Raw genomic sequence first — 15,996 nt, forward strand, 5'->3', positions numbered from 1 at the left:
GGGGTGCGGAGGGGGTACGCGGGTGCGGGTGCCGGGGGTGCGGCGTTCCGCGGCGCGTACGGGGTGTCGGGGAGGGGGGAGGTGCGGGGCGGGTCAGGCGCGGGTCTTGCGCTTGCGCTGCCAGGTGTCGGCCGCGACGGCGGCGACGATGACGAGGCCGGTGACGACGGTCTGCCAGAAGGACGAGATGCCCTTGATGTTGAGGATGTTCTGGAGCAGGCCGATGAAGGCGACGCCGATGACGGTGCCCCACATCGTTCCGGAGCCGCCGAAGAGGGCGGCGCCGCCGATGATGACGGCCGAGATGACGGTGAGTTCCAGGCCCTGTCCGGTCACGCCCTGCACGTAGGAGAGGAAGGACAGGCCGAGGACGCCGGCGAGGCCCGCGGTGAAGCCGGAGAGGACGAAGGCGGTGAGCTTGACCCGCTTGACGTTGACGCCGACGAGCCGGGCTGCCTCCTGGTTGCCGCCGACCGCGTAGGTGTTGAAGCCGAAGCGGGAGCGGGCCAGCAGGACCACGCCGAGGGCGGCGACGGCGGCGAAGAAGACGAACTGCATGGGCACGAGGCCGAACAGCCGTCCCTGGCCGAGCAGGTTGAACTCGGCGACGCCGGGCTGGGAGGAGCTGAGCGAGATCGGGGCGCCGTCGGAGATGAGCAGGGCGATGCCGCGGAAGACGCTGAGCGTGCCGAGGGTGACGATGAAGGACGGGACGCCGAGGGCCACCACGGCCAGGCCGTTGAAGAGTCCGGCGAGGACGCCGACCGCGAGGCCGACGAGCATGGCCGCGGGCCAGCTCCAGCCGTCCGAGATGAGCATGCCGGTGGAGATCGCGGAGAGCGCGTAGGTGGAGCCGACCGAGAGGTCGATCTCGCCGTTGAGGATGACGAAGGTCGCCCCGACGGCCATGATGCCGATCTGCGCGATCTGCTGGCCCACCGAGAGGAGGTTGTCGGACTGGGCGAAGGTCGGCGAGAGCACGGTGCCCAGGAGGAAGAGCAGGACGAGCGCGGCGAAGACGCCGGCCTCCCGCGCGTGCAGCAGTCTGCGCAGCGCGAGCGGGAACTGCCGGGTGCTCGCGTCGGACGACGGGGCCGCGGTGGCGGGCGGCTTGGTGGTGGTCGAGGTCACGAGGCGTTTCCAATCAGGGCGTTCAGCTGGGCTCTGGTGGGCAGGGCGGGGACGACGCCCGCGATCGACACGGTGTGGGAGCCCGCGACGGCGGCGAACTCCACGGCCTGGTCGACGGGCCTGCCCTCGGCCAGGGCGACGGCGAAGGCGGCGGTGAAGGAGTCCCCGGCGCCCGTGGTGTCGACGACCGTCCGGGCCGGGTGCGGGGGCACCGTGCCGACGCCGGTGTCCTGGGCGACCAGCGCGCCCTCGCCGCCTCGGGTGATGACGACGGTGCCGCCGGTGCGCTCGTGCAGCGCGCGGGCCAGGTCCTCGTCGCCGAGTCCGTGCCCCTCGTCGAGGCCGAGGAGGACGGGGGCCTCCGTCTGGTTGGGCGTGAGCACGTCGATGAGCGGCCAGCACGCGTCGGGCAGCGGCCGGGCGGGGGCCGGGTTGAGCAGGGTGCGGGTGCCGCTCTCGCGTCCGGCGCGGAGCGCGGCGACGACCGCTTCCTCGGGGATCTCCATGGAGACGACGAGGATGTCGGCGGAGGCGATCTCGGCGCGGAAACCCTCGACGGCGGCGGCGTCCAGCTCGTCCAGGGCGCCGGGGGCGATGGCGATGCGGTTCTCCCCGGACGGCTCGACCAGGATGAAGCCGACCATGGTGGGCGCCGTCGCGGTGACCACGTGTTCGGCGCTCACCCCCTCGCGCTGCCACAGCTCGCGCGCCGAGCGGCCGAACTCGTCGTCGCCCACGGCGGTGAGGAGCGTGACCTCGGCGCCCAGCCGGGCGGCGCCGATGGCCTGGTTGCTGCCCTTCCCGCCGGCACCCGAGTCGAAGAGGCCACCCGAGACGGTCTCGCCGGCCGCGGGCGCCTTGGGGACCCGCATGGTGAGGCCGGCTCCGTAACTTCCGACAACCGCGATCTTCATCGGCACACCACTTTGTGTATGGACAACCATGGACAAGCGAGATCGTAGGTATAGGGATGTCCATAGTCAATGGTCGGGCACACAGTGAATGTCGGACATGGAGGGCACCCGGCTCCCGGGGCACCGCCCCGCCCCCTCGGACACGCGAGAGGCCGGGCCGACGGGCGGCCCGGCCTCTCACCGCGGCGGGTGGTGTACGGCGGCCGGCAGGACGTGCCTGCCCAGGGAGCCGACGCGGCCCCCGCCGGGCGGTCAGTCGTCCTCGCGGAGCCGGCCGGCCAGGGCCTCCAACTCCCCGCCCTCCTCGGTGTGGCCGAGGGAGGTCAGTACGGCGATCGCCTCGTGGAGGCGGGCGAGGGCGCCGAGCGGGCGTTCCAGGTAGATGCCCTCCACCGCGCCGGCCAGGCGCACGCACTCGGCCCACTCGGCGGCGTGCCGCTTCTCCTCCCCCGGGGCGCCGAGCAGCGAGAGGGCCCGGTCGAGGGCGGTCAGCGCCTCCTCGTAGGCACCGGCGTAGGCGTTGACCCGGCCGTGCTCGTAGGCCAGGGCGGTCTCCAGGGACCGGCCCCGCGGGGCGAACCCGGCGGCGCGGGCCTCCTCGGCCACACGGGCGGCGTCGTCGAGGTAGGCGCGCGCGTCGGCCAGCCCGTCGGGTCCGCGCTGCTGCGCGCCGAGGCGGGCGAGTTCGCGCAGGCAGCCGCTGAGCTGTTCGTGGCGCGGGTCGCGGGCGTGGGCGGCGAGCGCCTGGTCGGCGGCCTGCCGGGCCCGGTCGTACTCGCCGGACTCGCCCAGCAGGACCGCCGCCTCCGCCGCGATCACGGCGTGGCTGCCCGGGTCGTCCTCCCATGCGGCCGACTCGGCGGCGAGCGCGGCGCACTCGGCGGTGGCGGCCTTCAGGTCCTCCCCCGCGCGCAGGGCCCGGACCCGGGTCAGCCGGAGCTGGGCGACCAGCCGGTCGTCCGCCTCACCGGCGGTCACGTCCGGCTCGGCGAGAAGGGAGTCGAGCAGGGCGATGCACTCCTCGACGCGGCCCAGGTCGAGGCTGAGCCCCGCGGCGTTGGCGTAGGCGCAGAAGGCGTCCGCGCGGCTGCCCAGACGCAGGTCCAGCTCGGCGGAACGGATCAGGTGCCGCAGCGCCTCCTCATGGCGGCCCAGGTGCATGGAGACCTCGGCCATGTCGACGTGGAGCCGGGAGGTGGCGGGGCCGGCCGGCCAGTCGGCGGCCCGCCGCAGGGCCTCGGTGAGGTCGGCGTGCGCGCCCTCGGTGTCCTGGAGGCCGAGGCGCAGCCGGGCGCGCATGGCCAGCGTGCGGGGCAGGTGCCAGGCCGGGCCGTGCTCCGTCAGCCGAGCGAGCAGGCCGTCGGTCTCGGCCAGCGCGGCGGGCAGGTCACCGGCGAGGGCGTGCGTGCCGGCCCGCAGCAGCCGGGCGCCGGAGACCTGTACGGCGAGGTCGTGCCGGGTGGCGAACTCCTCCAGCCGTTCCGCCTCCGCGAGGACCGGGGCGACGTGCTCCCGGGCTCCGGTGGCCTGCAGGCGCAGGCCGAGGGCGGTGGCCCGGATCCGCAGCAGGCGGGCCTCCTGGTACGGGGCGAGTCCGGGCGTCCGCTCGTGCAGCCGGACCACCGTGGCGTGGGCGCCGGTCAGCGCGGCGGCCTGGGCGTCGGCGTCCGGCTCGCCCCCGGGCGGGACCCCGGCACCGGCCAGCGCGGCGGACGCGCGGGCGAGCACCGCCCACGCGGGCTCCCCGGCGTCCTCGTAGAGGCCCGCGGCCTCCTCGAAGAGGGCGGCGGCCTCGGCGGACTCGTCCTTGTCACCGGCCCGTTCCGCCTCGTCGGCCAGCAGGTCGGCGCGGAGCAGGGCGAGCGTGCCCACGTCCGGACCGTCGGGGTGGGTGTAGCCGGGCTCGGCGACCAGGGCACGCAGCCGCGCCCGGCAGGCGGTGGCGTCCGGGTGCCCCTCCGCGTCCAGCGCCCGCGACCGGACGATGAGTTCGGCCGGGCTCTCGGGCAGCGGGGCGGCCGTGCGGGGCGTGGCCGGGGCGGCGGGGGACCCGTCGGGGGCCAGGTCGTCGAGGCCCCGGGGGCGCAGGCTCAGCTCCAGTTCCTCCAGGAGGGGCGCGCGGTCGAGGCGGGCGGTGCGCCGGTCGGTGTGCGCGGTGGTCCCGTTGCGGGTGTCGAAGCGGGCGGCGAGGTCGGCGGCCCGGCCGCGCACCTCGGCGCGCAGCGCGGACGCCGTCCAGGTGCGGCCGGCGAAGCCGGAGGCGGGCAGGGAGCCGTGGCCGAGCGCCTCGACGCGCCGCAGGAGCACCTCCACGCCGGTGAGGAAGTCCAGGAGGTCCAGCGGGGAGTCGACCTCGTCGAAGAGGGCGCGGTTCTCGGCGAGGAGTTCCAGTCCTCGCGCCTCGTTGCCGGTCAGCGCGCAGAACTCCAGGTGGCGGCCGACCTCGGGGGCCATGGAGGGGTTGCGGCGGCAGGCGCGGTAGCCGCTCAGATGCAGGGTGCGGGCCCGGTCGGTGCGGCCGGTGCGCAGCAGGGGCAGCAGGGCGTGGGAGACCGAGCGGGCGGGCTCCTCCTGGCAGGACTCCTCGCCGTCCAGGACGGGTTCCAGCGTGTCGAGGGCACGCGCGTCGTCACCCGCCGCCAGGTGGTACAGGCCGCGCTCGCAGGTCTCGCACGCCTCGCAGTCGCTGAGCCGGGTACGGGTGCGGGCCGCCCACAACTCGTAGGCGGGCGTGGGGTCCTCGCCGGTGTGGACGGCGAGCTGGTACGCCTGCCCGTAGTACGGCTGGAGGCCGAGACCCTCCTTCTCGTACCGGTCGCGCATCTCGGTCAGCCACCGGCGCAGACTGGCCAGGGGGATCTCCGGCACCGAACGCAGGGCGTTGGCCACCCACTTGAACCGCCAGAAGAGCAGATGCCGCAGCCGCTCGTCGAAGAGGCCGGGCTGCTCGTCGAAGAGGGTGAGCAGCCGGGCGAAGACGACGGGCGACTTCCGGGGTTCGGCGCCGTAGGTGTAGGCCTCCTGGAGTTCGAGGAGAGCGTGAACGAGCGGGACCGGCTCGTCGAACCGCTCGGCTGCCTCGACGAGTTCCTCGGCGGTGACGGTGCGGGCGCGGCCGTAGGGGCGCCGGTCGTTCTCCTGGAGCGCCTGGAACAGCTCGTCGGTGGTCTGGGGTGTGGTCGGCATCGTCAGCGGTCCTTGCGCAGGGCGTGGGCGAGAAGATCGAGGAAGGAGCGGTTGATGAGGCTGGACTCGGCGGGCCGCAGCGGGCGCCGGGAGAGCAGGACGGCCTGCCCGTAGAGGGCTTCGGCGCTGGTGCGGGCCAGTTCGGGTTCGTCGATGGCGACGGCGGTGCGGACCAGCGGGTTGAGCTGGTTGAGGATGAGCTGGGCGCGCGGGGCCTCCTGGCGCAGCGCGCCGAGGATGTCGCCCCACAGACCGCCCTCCTGCTCCCGGGCGAGCTGGGAGCGGGTGCGCTCGTGGCGGGCCTCGCGGCTGTCGACGAGGAGGGCGGGCGCGGAGGCGGGCTGGAAGGCGCGCAGCGCGACGTCGCAGTCGAAGACGGCGAGGGCGTCGCGGGCCCGGGCGAGGTAGGCCGCGGCGGCGAGTTCGGTGTCCCGGTCGACGGGGTCGAGGTGGGCGGTGAGGGTGGCCGGGTCGAGGTCGGCGACGGTGGTCCCGGGGCGTACCTCGGGCAGCCGGCGGACCAGTTCGCGGTCGTAGGTGTAGCCGCCGTTGACGACGCCGAGCCCGGCGGACGAGGCGATCGCGGCGACCTGCCGGAACTCCTCCACGCTGGAGGTGACGAGGACGGTGGAGTGGGTGCGGGCGAACTCGTCGAGCGTGGTGTGCCCGGCGGTGGTCTCGAAGGGCAGCCACGGCAGCAGCATCCGCAGGATCTCGTCGTCGTGCACGGCGAGGGACTTGACGGCCAGGTGGTGGGCCTGGAGGAAGCGGCCGAGGAGGTCCGGGTCGCCGGCGGCGGCGCGGGCGATCCAGTCGCGCAGCCGTTCGGCGAGCGCGTCGCGCACGGCGGCGAGCGTGTCGTCCTCGTACAGGGACTCGCGGGAGGCCGTCGGGCGCAGACTCTCGGCGTCGACGACGCAGCGGACGAAGAACGCCCAGTCGGGCAGGATCTCGTCGGCCTGGTCGGACAGGAGCATGCCCTTGACGTGCACGCGGTGCCCGTGACGGCGCCCGGCGGGCACCGTCTCGGGCAGCACGCAGGCGATGCCCCTGAGTCCGACGGCCGGCAGGTCCAGTTCGATCGTGTCCAGCGGGGTGAAGCCGAAGACCTCCTCACCGTAGGCGGCCAGCGCCCGGGAGCGGGCGCCGGGCGTGGGGTGGACGCGGGACCAGGGGGCCGGTTCGGGGTTGACGGGCACGACGGGGCCACCGGTGCCGTCGTCGAAGGTCACCGGGTGGCGCAGCAGCGCGCCGAAGTGCCGGGCGAGCGCGTGCACCTGGGCCGGGCGGGTCCACTCCCCGGCGTCGGCGCGCGGGGTGAGGGTGACGGTGGTGCCGGGGCGCGGGCGCGCGGAGGCGGGCAGGGTGCGGACGGTGTAACCGCCGTCGCCGCGGCCCCGCCACTCCACGGTGGGCGCGTCGGGGGTGCGGGCGGAGCGGCTGAGGACGTGGATCTCGTCGGCGACCAGGAAGCAGGAGAGCAGTCCGATGCCGAACTGGCCGATGAAGTCGGCACGTTGCTCGGCGACGGTCTCGGCGCGCTTGCTGCTGCGGCCGATGGTGGCGAGGAAGGTGTGCACGTCGGCCTCGGTGAGGCCGACGCCGTCGTCCTCGACGCGTACGGCGGTGCCGTCGGCGTACAGGCGGATGCCGAGGGCGTCGGCGGGGACGTCCGGGGCGAGGCGGTGGCGGGCGGTGAGCGCGTCGACCGCGTTCTGGAGGAGTTCGCGCAGGTAGACGCGGGGGCTGGAGTACAGGTGGTGGGAGAGGAGGTCGACGAGGCCGCGCAGGTCCACCTGGAAGGTGCGGTCGGCGCCGGCCGGGTTCGTGGCGGTGTCGGGCAGAGTCATCGGGCAGTCCGGGGTGGGAGGGGCGACGGGTGACGGGCGGACCCGGCGGCCGGGCGTACGGGGCCTGGCGTACGGGCGTGAGAGCGGTAGGTGCGGAGGGGCGGTAGGTGCGGAGGGGCGGCCGGTGCGCTCGGGATCACGGGCCACGGGGCCGGGGGCGGGCGGGGCGGGTGGTCCGCGGGCCGCGGCGTGCGGCGCGTGGACCGGGCCCCCGCCGGCGGCGCCGGACGGCCACCGGTGGCGGCCGGGCGGAGGAGGGGCCCCGCCGCGGCTCAGGCGCGGCGGTGTGCGCGGGCGAAACTCTTCTCGGGGTCCGCGGAGTGGATCCAGGTACCGGGCACGAAGGCCCCGTCCAGAGTGTGGAGGACCCGCCGGACGGTGTGCCGTTCGTCGGCCAGCGTCAGCGCCATGGCGAAGGTGTGGAAGTCGTACTGCCACCCCGGAGCCCAGCCGTAGTCGGGATGGAGGATGCTGTGGTCGGCCGCCGCCCGCAACTCGGCCTGCGTCTTTGGGGTTTGCAGCACCTCGCCGCTCTCGGCCTCGACCCACTCCTCGATGTGCGCCGCCGCGATCAGGCACCCCAGGCCGTGGCCCCGCGGTGCGCGGCCGAACGCCTCCCGGGCGAAGTCCAGTGCCTCCCCCGGCTTTCCGCCCCACCGGGGCTGCAACTGGGAGAGCCACGCCCGGTGGACGGCGGGCGACAGCGGGTCGCGACGTAGCGCGGCCCGCAGCCGGGTCTCGTTGACGACGGTGCCGAGCGACATGCCGCGGCCTGAGATCAGGAGCTGCTCCCACGGCGTGACCGCCGCCGGCCGCAGCTCGGCCGCCCTCAGCAGGTGCTCCTCGGCGATCCGCAGCCGCTCGTGGAAGACGCGCCACTGTTCCTGCGACACGTTCACCGCGCGGTCGGCGGTGCGCGCCTCCCAGCCCCACACGATGTGGCGCGCGCCGGATATCAGCAGGGCGGCGGCCCGGCCCTCGTCGTCCCCGTCCTCCTCGACGGCCCGCGGGATCCACTTCTCCACGCCGTCCACCCGGGCGAGTTGATCGAGCACGTGGTGGTGGCGGCCGAGGTCGAAGGGGGCGAGGGCCGCCCTGACCGCCGCCCAGTCGCCCGCCTCGGCGGCCTCCACCAGGGCGAGGACGCGGGTGTCGCCGAGGGCCCGCAGCGTGTAGGTGCCGTTCCTCCGCCGGGCCGGTGCGGGGAGGGCGTACGGGTGCGCCGCCGGTCGTTCCGCGCCCCTGCCGAACAGCTTGCCGAACAATGCCGTGCCCTCCCCTGATCCCGGTGATCGTCCGGTGCAGCATATGCGCCGGCAACAGCAGTGCTTCCACAGGGTTTTCACTCCGACTTCACAACCGGACGGGCCAGTTGGGCGTCAGAGGCCGTCCGGGGTACCGAGACCGGTCAGCGCGCCCACCGGGTCGAGGTCGGGGGTGCCGCGGGGCCACCAGTCGTCGCGGCCGGGCTCGGACTCGTACGCGTACCACAGGCCCGTGCGGCCGAGGCGGAGCTGGACGTGGCCCCGGGGGTGGGTGAGGCGGTTGCGCCAGGGGCGGAAGGCCGGGAGGTCGGCGGCGAGCAGCAACGGGCGGGCCCGGTCGAAGCGTCCGGCGGGCGGGTCCCACGCCTCGTCGAGGACGGTGAGCGCCGCCGCTCCGCCCTGGCGCCAGGCGGCCACGGCGCGGGCCAGATCGGCCGTGGTGCGGTCGCAGGCGGCGGCGAGGGCGGCGTACAGGGCCCGGGTGCCGGCGGTGAGTCCGGAGCCGGGGCGGGCGGCGGCGAGGCGGACGGCGTCCTGCCAGTCGGTCAGTCCGCCGACCGGGTCCCGGCCGGTGGTGAGCAGGGCGTGGGCGCGGGCGGCGGCGTCGGTGGCCAGTTGGTCCAGGGCGAAGGGGTCCGGGCCGCCGGGGGACGCCGGGTAGGCGGGGGGCTGCTCGGGGTGCGGGGGCGCGGGCAGCGGCTCCGGCAGCGGCGGCAGCGTACGCGCGGCGAGCGCTTCGCCGGCCCGGACGCCGGGCAGGGGCGCCGGTCCCTTGTCGCGGGCGGCGCGGGCCGCGCGGGCGGCACTGAGCCGGGACAGGGCGTCCAGCAGGGCGCGTTCGCCCCGGCCGCGCAGCAGGAGCAGCACGAAGGGGTCGGCGTCCAGCAGGCGTGCCGTCTGGTAGCAGAGCGCGGCGGCGTGCTTGCAGGGCCGGCCGGTGTCGGGGCAACTGCACTGCGGGGTCAGCTCGCCGGGACCGGGCAGCAGCGGCACGCCCGTGTCGGCGAGGGAGTGCGGCAACTCCTTGTCGAGGAGCGCGGCGATGTGTCCCGGGCGTTCGGCGGCGGTGTCCAGGAAGCGCTGCCAGTCCGCGTCGTCGAGGGTGCGCAGCCGGATCTGCACCCGGTAGGGGCGGGGGCGGCTGCCCTGGACGTAGGCGAGGACCAGGCCGGGGGTCACGGTGATGGCGTCGACGTGTCCCCGCTCGGCGTACGTCCGGCCGCGGGCCAGCCGGGCCGGGTCCAGGGCGCCCTCCTCCAGGGCGGTCACCCAGGCGTTCCCCCACCAGGTCGCGGCGAAGGCGTCACCCTCGCGGGGCTCCGGCGCCGGGAAGGTACGCCGCAGATCGCCGTCCCGGCCCGGGGCCGCCATGGAACGGGGGGCGGGGGGTGCGGCGGGGGCGTCGCCGCCGCCCGGTTCGTGGCCGCCCGCGCGGCCCTGGCGCGGGGGCTCGCCGGCAAAGGGGCCTTCGACGGGCGGGTGCGGGTGCGGACGGCCACCGGGGGGCGCGACGGGGGCGGACCCGGCCTCCGGTGGGGCGGGCGGGGGCGTGGGGGGAACGGGGCGGGCCGTGGGGGCGCGGCGGTCACCGCGGGCGGGCCGGTGACCGGCGGTGGCGGCCCCGGGTGCCCGGCCGGGGTCGGACGCCCGGTCCGGGTCGGACGCCCGGGCGGAGCCGGTTGCCCCACTCCGGTCGGACTCCCGCAGCAGGCCGGCCGTCCCCTCCGAGTCGGGTTCCCGATCCGGTTCGGGCTTCCAGTCCGGGTCGAGTTCCCGGTCCGGGTCCAGTTCCCGGGCCGGGTCCAGTTCCCGGGCCGGGTCCAGTTCCCGGGCCGGGTCCAGTTCCCGGGCCGGGTCGGGCGTCCGATGCCCGTCCGGTGTCCGGTCCACGTCCGGCGGCCCGTCCACGTCCGGCGTCCGGTCCAGGTCGGGCGGCAGGCGGAAGGAGTCCGCCAGGGCCTCCCGGACCGCGCGGACCCGGGCGTCGCCGGACGGGGGCCGGGCCGCGGCGGAGAACGAGGGGCCGTCGACGGACCCGACGCGGCGGGTCCGGGTCGTGGCCCGGGCCAGGGAGCGCCGCGCCTCCTCGCGGGCCGCCCGCAGCGCCTCCCGCGCCACGTCCCCGGGCCGCTCACCCGGGGTGTCGTCGGCGTCGGGCGGCGTACGGGACGGGGAGGGAGACGGAGGAGCGGGCACTGCCGCCTCGGGCGCCGGGTCGGCCTCGGTGTCGGCCTCGGTGTCGGCCTCGCCGGGATGCTGCGCCGGGCCCGCGCCGGCCCGGACCGCTCCCGCCTGGCCCGCTCCGGCCTGGCCCCCCGTCGGCTCGGGAGCGGCCGTGCCCGGCGCGGGCGCCTCCCCGGACGCCTCCGGGCCCTCCGGCTCACCCGGCCCCGCGCGCTCCACCCCCTCCCCCGCCGTCCGCTCCGGGCCGACCGCCGGGGAACCGGTCGCCGAGGGGCCGGTCGCCGTACGCCGCCGCGCCGCGGCCTCGCGGAGGGCCGCGCGTGCCACGTCGCCGGGCCTGGCCTCCGCCTCCGGCCCGGCGTCCGCGCGCCGGGCGGCGGGGCCCGGCGCCCCGTCGTCGCCACGGGCCGCCTCGCTCCGGCGCAGCGCGGCGCGCAGGGCGCGGCGGGCCTCCTCGGAGGGACGGGGGGTCATGACGGCCTCCGCAGCGACACCAGGTCGGCCAGTTCTCGGTCGGTGAGTTCGGTCAGGGCCGCCTCGCCGGAGCCGAGGACGGCGTCGGCCAGAGCGCGCTTGGCCTCCAGCATCCCGGCGATGCGGTCCTCGACCGTGCCCTCGGTGACGAGGCGGTGGACCTGCACCGGCTGGGTCTGGCCGATGCGGTAGGCGCGGTCGGTGGCCTGCTCCTCGACGGCCGGGTTCCACCAGCGGTCGACGTGCACGACATGGCCGGCCCGGGTGAGGTTCAGGCCGGTGCCCGCGGCCTTGAGCGACAGGACGAGGACGGGTGTCGCGCCGCTCTGGAAGCGGTCCACCATCCGCTCCCGCTCGGCCACCGGCGTCCCGCCGTGCAGCAGGTCGGCCGGGACCGCGCGGGCGGCCAGGTGGGCGGCGACGATCCGGGCCATGCCGACGTACTGGGTGAAGACGAGCGCCGAGCCGTCCTCCGCGAGGAGGGTGTCCAGCAGTTCGTCCAGGAGGGCGAGTTTGCCGGAACGGGCGACGAGCCGCCCCGCGCCGCCCTGCCCCGGATCCTCCTTCAGGTAGAGGGCGGGGTGGTCGCAGATCTGTTTGAGCGAGGTGAGCAGCTTGAGCACCAGGCCCCGGCGGGCCATGCCCCCGGAGGTCTCGATGGCGTGCAGCGACTCGCGCACCACCGCCTCGTAGAGCGCGGCCTGTTCGCGGGTGAGGGGGACGGCGTGGTCGGTCTCGGTCTTGGGCGGCAGCTCGGGGACGATGCCCGGGTCGGACTTGCGGCGGCGCAGCAGGAACGGCCGGACCAGGCGGGCCAGCCGCTCCACCGCCTGCTCGTCCTCGCCGTTCTCCACGGCGCGCGCGTGCCGGGCGCGGAAGGACTTGAGCGGGCCGAGCAGCCCGGGGGTCGTCCAGTCGAGCAGCGCCCACAGCTCGGAGAGGTTGTTCTCCACCGGGGTGCCGGTGAGGGCGACGCGCGCCGGGGACGGGATGGTGCGCAGCGCCTTCGCGGTGGCGGAGTACGGGTTCTTGACGTGCTGTGCCTCGTCGGCGACGACCAGGCCCCAGTCCCGTCCGGCCAGTTCGGGGGCGGCCGAGCGCATGGTGCCGTAGGTGGTGAGGACGAAGCCGCCGGTCACCCCGTCCAGGGTGCGGTCGGCGCCGTGGAAGCGGCGGACGGGGACGCCGGGCGCGAACCGGGCGATCTCCCGCTGCCAGTTGCCCAGCAGCGAGGCGGGGCAGACCACCAGCGTGGGTGCGGCGTGCGCCCGTTGGAGGTGCAGGGCGATGACGGTGACCGTCTTGCCGAGGCCCATGTCGTCGGCGAGGCAGCCGCCGAGGCCGAGCGAGGTCATGAGGTCGAGCCAGGCCAGGCCGCGCAGTTGGTAGTCGCGCAGGACGGCGTGGAGTCCCGGCGGGGCGGTGGCCGGGAGGGGGCCGGCGGTGAGCCTGTCGCGCAGGGCGGCGAGGGCGCCCACCGGCACCACGTCGACCGTCTCGCCGTCCGCCTCGGCGGTGCCGGTGAGGGCGGCGGACAGGGCGTCGACCGGGTCGAGGAGGCCCAGGTCGCGTCGGCGGGCGCGGCGGACGAGGGCCGGGTCGACCAGGACCCAGCGGTCCCGGAGCCGGACGACCGGGCGGTGCGCCTCGGCGAGGGTGTCCATCTCGGCCTCGGTGAGCGGATCGCCGCCGAGCGCCAACTGCCAGCGGAACTGGAGCAGTTCCCCGCCCTCGAAGAAACCGGTGCCGTCGGTCGCGGAGCCGGGGGCGGGCCGGACCACCGCGGCGGCGGAGAGGTCCTGGGCGAGGTCGCGGGGCCAGTGCACGGCGACCCCGGCGGCGGCGAGGCGGCCGGCGGCCACGCCGAGCAGGTCGGTGACCTCGTCCTCGGACAGGGCCAGGACGTCGGGCACGTCCTGGTCGGCGAGCCGGTCGAGGGGTGGCCAGACGCGGGCCGCCCGCCGCACCGCGAGGGCGGTGTCCACCCGCGTGCGGGGTCCGAAGGCCGCGTCCGCGGCGCCGGACCACAGGTCGGCGGCGTCGGCGACGAGGGTGGGGTCGGCGAGGCTGTGCACCTGGACGACGGCGGCCCCCGCGCCCCGCGCCCCGCCGGTCGCGCCGGCGTCGAAGAGGTCGTGCGCGCAGAGGTCGAGGCGGAGCGAGATCCGCACCCCGGCGTCCATCCCGGCGGCGACCTCCGCGGCCCAGTCCCGGGCGCCCGGCAGGTACTGCGCGGGGCGGGCGGCGAAGGGCCGGCCCGCGGCGTGGGGCGCGGCCGGGGTGCGGGGCAGGGTGTCGGCGACGGCGTCCAGGAAGGCGCGGGTCAGCGCCTCCGGCTCGGGCAGCCGCAGCGGGCCGGACCCCTCCAGCGGGACCGCGTGACCCTCCGGGGGCAGCGCGGCGGCGACGGCCCGCAGGTGGGCGATGTCCTCGGCGTCGAGGGGACCGGCCCGCCAGGCGTCGTGTCCGGTCGCGGTCAGGCCGGGCAGCAGCCGGCCGCGGGCGGTCAGCCGCAGGGCGTGCAGCGCGGCGGCTCCCCAGCAGGCGGTGGCGGGATGGGCGGCCGGATCGCGCCGGGCGCGGACCAGCAGGGGCAGTGCCTCGCCGAGGGGCAGCGTGAGCGCGGGGACGGTGCGGCGCCGGACGCCCGCGCCGTGGCGCCGGACGACGGTCAGCTCGGTGCGGTCGGCGCCCTGCTCCCCGGTGCCCGGGTCCGGGCCGGGGTCCGTGGCGGGCGCCGCGGGCTCGGCAGCCGGGGGCGGGGAGCCGGGGTCCCAGGTGCCGTCGGGGTCCCAGAAGGCGACGCGGCCCTCGCGCGGCAGGGGGGCGGGCAGGAACACGGCGGCGAGCCGCCCGGGGACCGCCGGCGCGGGCCGGCGTCCGTGTCCCGCCCGGTCGCCGGGGCGTGCGGCCACCGCGACCGCGCCGGCCGCTCCGTCCGTCGTGCTCATCCGTCCTGTCACCTCCCGTCCCGCCCGTGGCCGTGCCCGCGGTCGCCCGCGCACGGCATGCCGTGTCCCCGGACCGGGCGTACCGCCGGGTCCGGACCTCTTCGACTCTACGGGCGGGGTACGACAACGGGCCCCGCCGGCCGCCCGACGGTCCCGGCGCCCGGCGGTCCCGGCCGTCCCGCCGCGCCCGGCGGTCCCGGCCGTCCCGCCGCGCCCGGCGGTCCCGGCCGTTCCTCCGCCCGGCGGGGCGCCGGTGTCCGGGTCCGGCCGCCTGCTAGGGAACCGTCCGGGCGACCACGTACACCATCGGCCGGTCCGGGTCCTCCAGGTCGACCAGGACCTCCTGGCTGGGCGCCGGGTCCGGCTGTTCGCGCACCAGGCCCCACCAGGGGCCGGGCCCGTCGAAGCGCCAGCCGGTGACGCGCCGCTCGCGGTCGCCGATGGCGGCGCGGTCCCGCTCCAGGTCGTCCCGGCTGACGTCGATCCCGCCGAGGAAGGCGTCCAGCCCGGCGCTCGTCGTCTCGAACTGGACGTACAGGCGGGAGGTCTTCCAGTTGTTCGTCTCGTAGTACGCGACCTCCGAGGAGGGGACCGGGACCGGCACCTCGTACAGGCGGCGCTGGAGCTTGGACGGCCAGCCCTCGGTGAGCCCGGTCGCCGAGTACTTCGCCTCCTTGACCTTGCCGCTGTCCCGGCTCTGGTTGGCGGAGATCACCAGGTAGCCGGCGGGGATGCCGATGAGCAGCACGATGATGAGGAGGGTCAGCGACCGGCGCCGGATCACGTGGCGCCGGTCCTCGGCGGGCGGCGCGGGTCCCTGCGGCGGTGCGGCGGGACGCGGCAGCGAGTCCGTCACAGTGCCTCCCGGGCGGTACGGCGGGCCTGCGCGTACCGCTCGTAGCGTTCGTAGCGCTCGACCCGGCGCCGCTTGGCCCGCCGGAAGCGGCGGGCGACCAGGCGGGCCAGGTCGGCGGCGCCCACCATGCCGGCCTCGGGGCCGAGCTGGGCGCGGACGATGCGGGCCTCGGGCCGGTAGCCGCGTCCGGTGAGCTGGCGTTTGAAGGCGTCCCGCGCCGGGCCGATCAGCAGGTCGTCGGCGGCGCTGACCCCGCCGCCGATGACGAAGCAGGAGGGGTCGAGGGCCGCCGCGAGGTTGGCGATGCCGACGCCGAGCCACTGCCCTATGTCCTGGAGCAGTTCGATACACATGGCGTCGCCCTCGCGGGCCAGCTCGGTGATCATCGGGCCGGTGATGTCCCCGACGGCTCCTTTGACGTGCTCGACGATCCCGTAGGCCACCGGCGAGTCGGCGGCTGCCAGCTCGCGGGCCTCGCGGACCAGGGCGTTGCCGGAGCTGTACTGCTCCCAGCAGCCGCGGTTGCCGCAGGGGCAGCGGTGTCCGCCGGGGACGACCTGCATGTGGCCGAACTCCCCGGCCACGCCGTACTTGCCGCGCTTGACCCGGCCGTCCTCCAGTATCGCGCCGCCGATGCCGGTGCCCAGTGTGATCATGACGAGGTGGTCCTCGTCGCGGCCGGCGCCGAAGCGCCACTCGGCCCAGGCGGCGGAGTTGGCGTCGTTGTCGACCAGGACGGGGACGGCGAGCCGGCCGGCGAGGCGGTCGCGCAGCGGTTCGTTGCGCCAGGACAGGTGGGGGGCGAACAGGATGCGGTTGCGGTCGGCGTCGACCCAGCCGGCCGCGCCGATGCCGACGGCGTGCACGTCGTGCCGGTCGGAGAGGTCCAGGACCAGTTCGACGATGGTGTCCTCGACGACTTTGGGGCTCTTCGACTTGTCCGGGGTCTCGGTGCGGAGCCGTTCCAGGATGTTGCCGTCCGCGTCGACCACGCCCGCCATCACCTTGGTCCCCCCGATGTCGATGCCCACCGTCGGGACCCGGGGTGCCGTCAGGTAAGAGCGGCGCTCCCGGGTGCCGACGGTTCTCAGTACGGGCGCCCGGCGGGAGCCGATGGGGGCGGTGAGGTCGCGGTAGGTGCTCATCGGGGCGAATTCTGCCGCACGCCCCTGCCCCGCGCCGAAC

Annotated in this window: 9 protein-coding genes; all 9 read right to left on the minus strand. The window is 76.5% G+C overall.

Annotation, left to right across the window (positions count from 1 at the left end):
- Positions 1–93: 93 nt before the first annotated feature.
- Complete coding sequence (locus VM636_RS04430; protein WP_338483411.1) at positions 94–1,131, minus strand: ABC transporter permease; 1,038 nt, start codon at positions 1,129–1,131, stop codon at positions 94–96.
- On the minus strand, positions 1,128–2,045 hold the full coding sequence (locus VM636_RS04435) for a ribokinase (RefSeq protein WP_030421463.1): 918 nt from the start codon (positions 2,043–2,045) through the stop codon (positions 1,128–1,130). Before VM636_RS04435 ends, VM636_RS04430 begins: the two co-directional genes overlap by 4 nt.
- A 252-nt stretch (positions 2,046–2,297) precedes the next feature.
- The gene (locus tag VM636_RS04440) at positions 2,298–5,231 is read right to left on the minus strand and encodes a hypothetical protein (protein ID WP_338483414.1); all 2,934 of its coding nucleotides are present in this window, start codon (positions 5,229–5,231) and stop codon (positions 2,298–2,300) included.
- Positions 5,232–5,233: 2 nt separating this feature from the next.
- Positions 5,234–7,081 carry an HSP90 family protein gene (locus VM636_RS04445; protein ID WP_030421465.1) on the minus strand — a complete coding sequence of 616 codons (1,848 nt, stop codon included), beginning with the start codon at positions 7,079–7,081 and terminating at the stop codon, positions 5,234–5,236.
- Positions 7,082–7,353: 272 nt separating this feature from the next.
- Positions 7,354–8,346 (minus strand): hypothetical protein, encoded by a 993-nt coding sequence (locus VM636_RS04450; protein WP_338483416.1) that lies wholly within the window; start codon positions 8,344–8,346, stop codon positions 7,354–7,356.
- 114 nt (positions 8,347–8,460) lie between these two features.
- Entirely contained in the window at positions 8,461–11,004 is a 2,544-nt protein-coding gene (locus VM636_RS04455; RefSeq protein ID WP_338483418.1) for an SWIM zinc finger family protein, read from the minus strand.
- Entirely contained in the window at positions 11,001–13,955 is a 2,955-nt protein-coding gene (locus VM636_RS04460; RefSeq protein ID WP_338483421.1) for a DEAD/DEAH box helicase, read from the minus strand. The genes VM636_RS04455 and VM636_RS04460 overlap by 4 nt, the downstream gene beginning before the upstream one ends.
- 274 nt (positions 13,956–14,229) lie before the next feature.
- Complete coding sequence (locus tag VM636_RS04465; protein WP_030421469.1) at positions 14,230–14,811, minus strand: hypothetical protein; 582 nt, start codon at positions 14,809–14,811, stop codon at positions 14,230–14,232.
- Positions 14,808–15,956 carry an ROK family glucokinase gene (locus tag VM636_RS04470; RefSeq protein ID WP_030421470.1) on the minus strand — a complete coding sequence of 383 codons (1,149 nt, stop codon included), beginning with the start codon at positions 15,954–15,956 and terminating at the stop codon, positions 14,808–14,810. Before VM636_RS04470 ends, VM636_RS04465 begins: the two co-directional genes overlap by 4 nt.
- Between the last annotated feature and the right edge of the window lie 40 nt (positions 15,957–15,996).

The sequence above is a fragment of the Streptomyces sp. SCSIO 75703 genome (assembly GCF_036607905.1).
Lineage (GTDB): Bacteria > Actinomycetota > Actinomycetes > Streptomycetales > Streptomycetaceae > Streptomyces.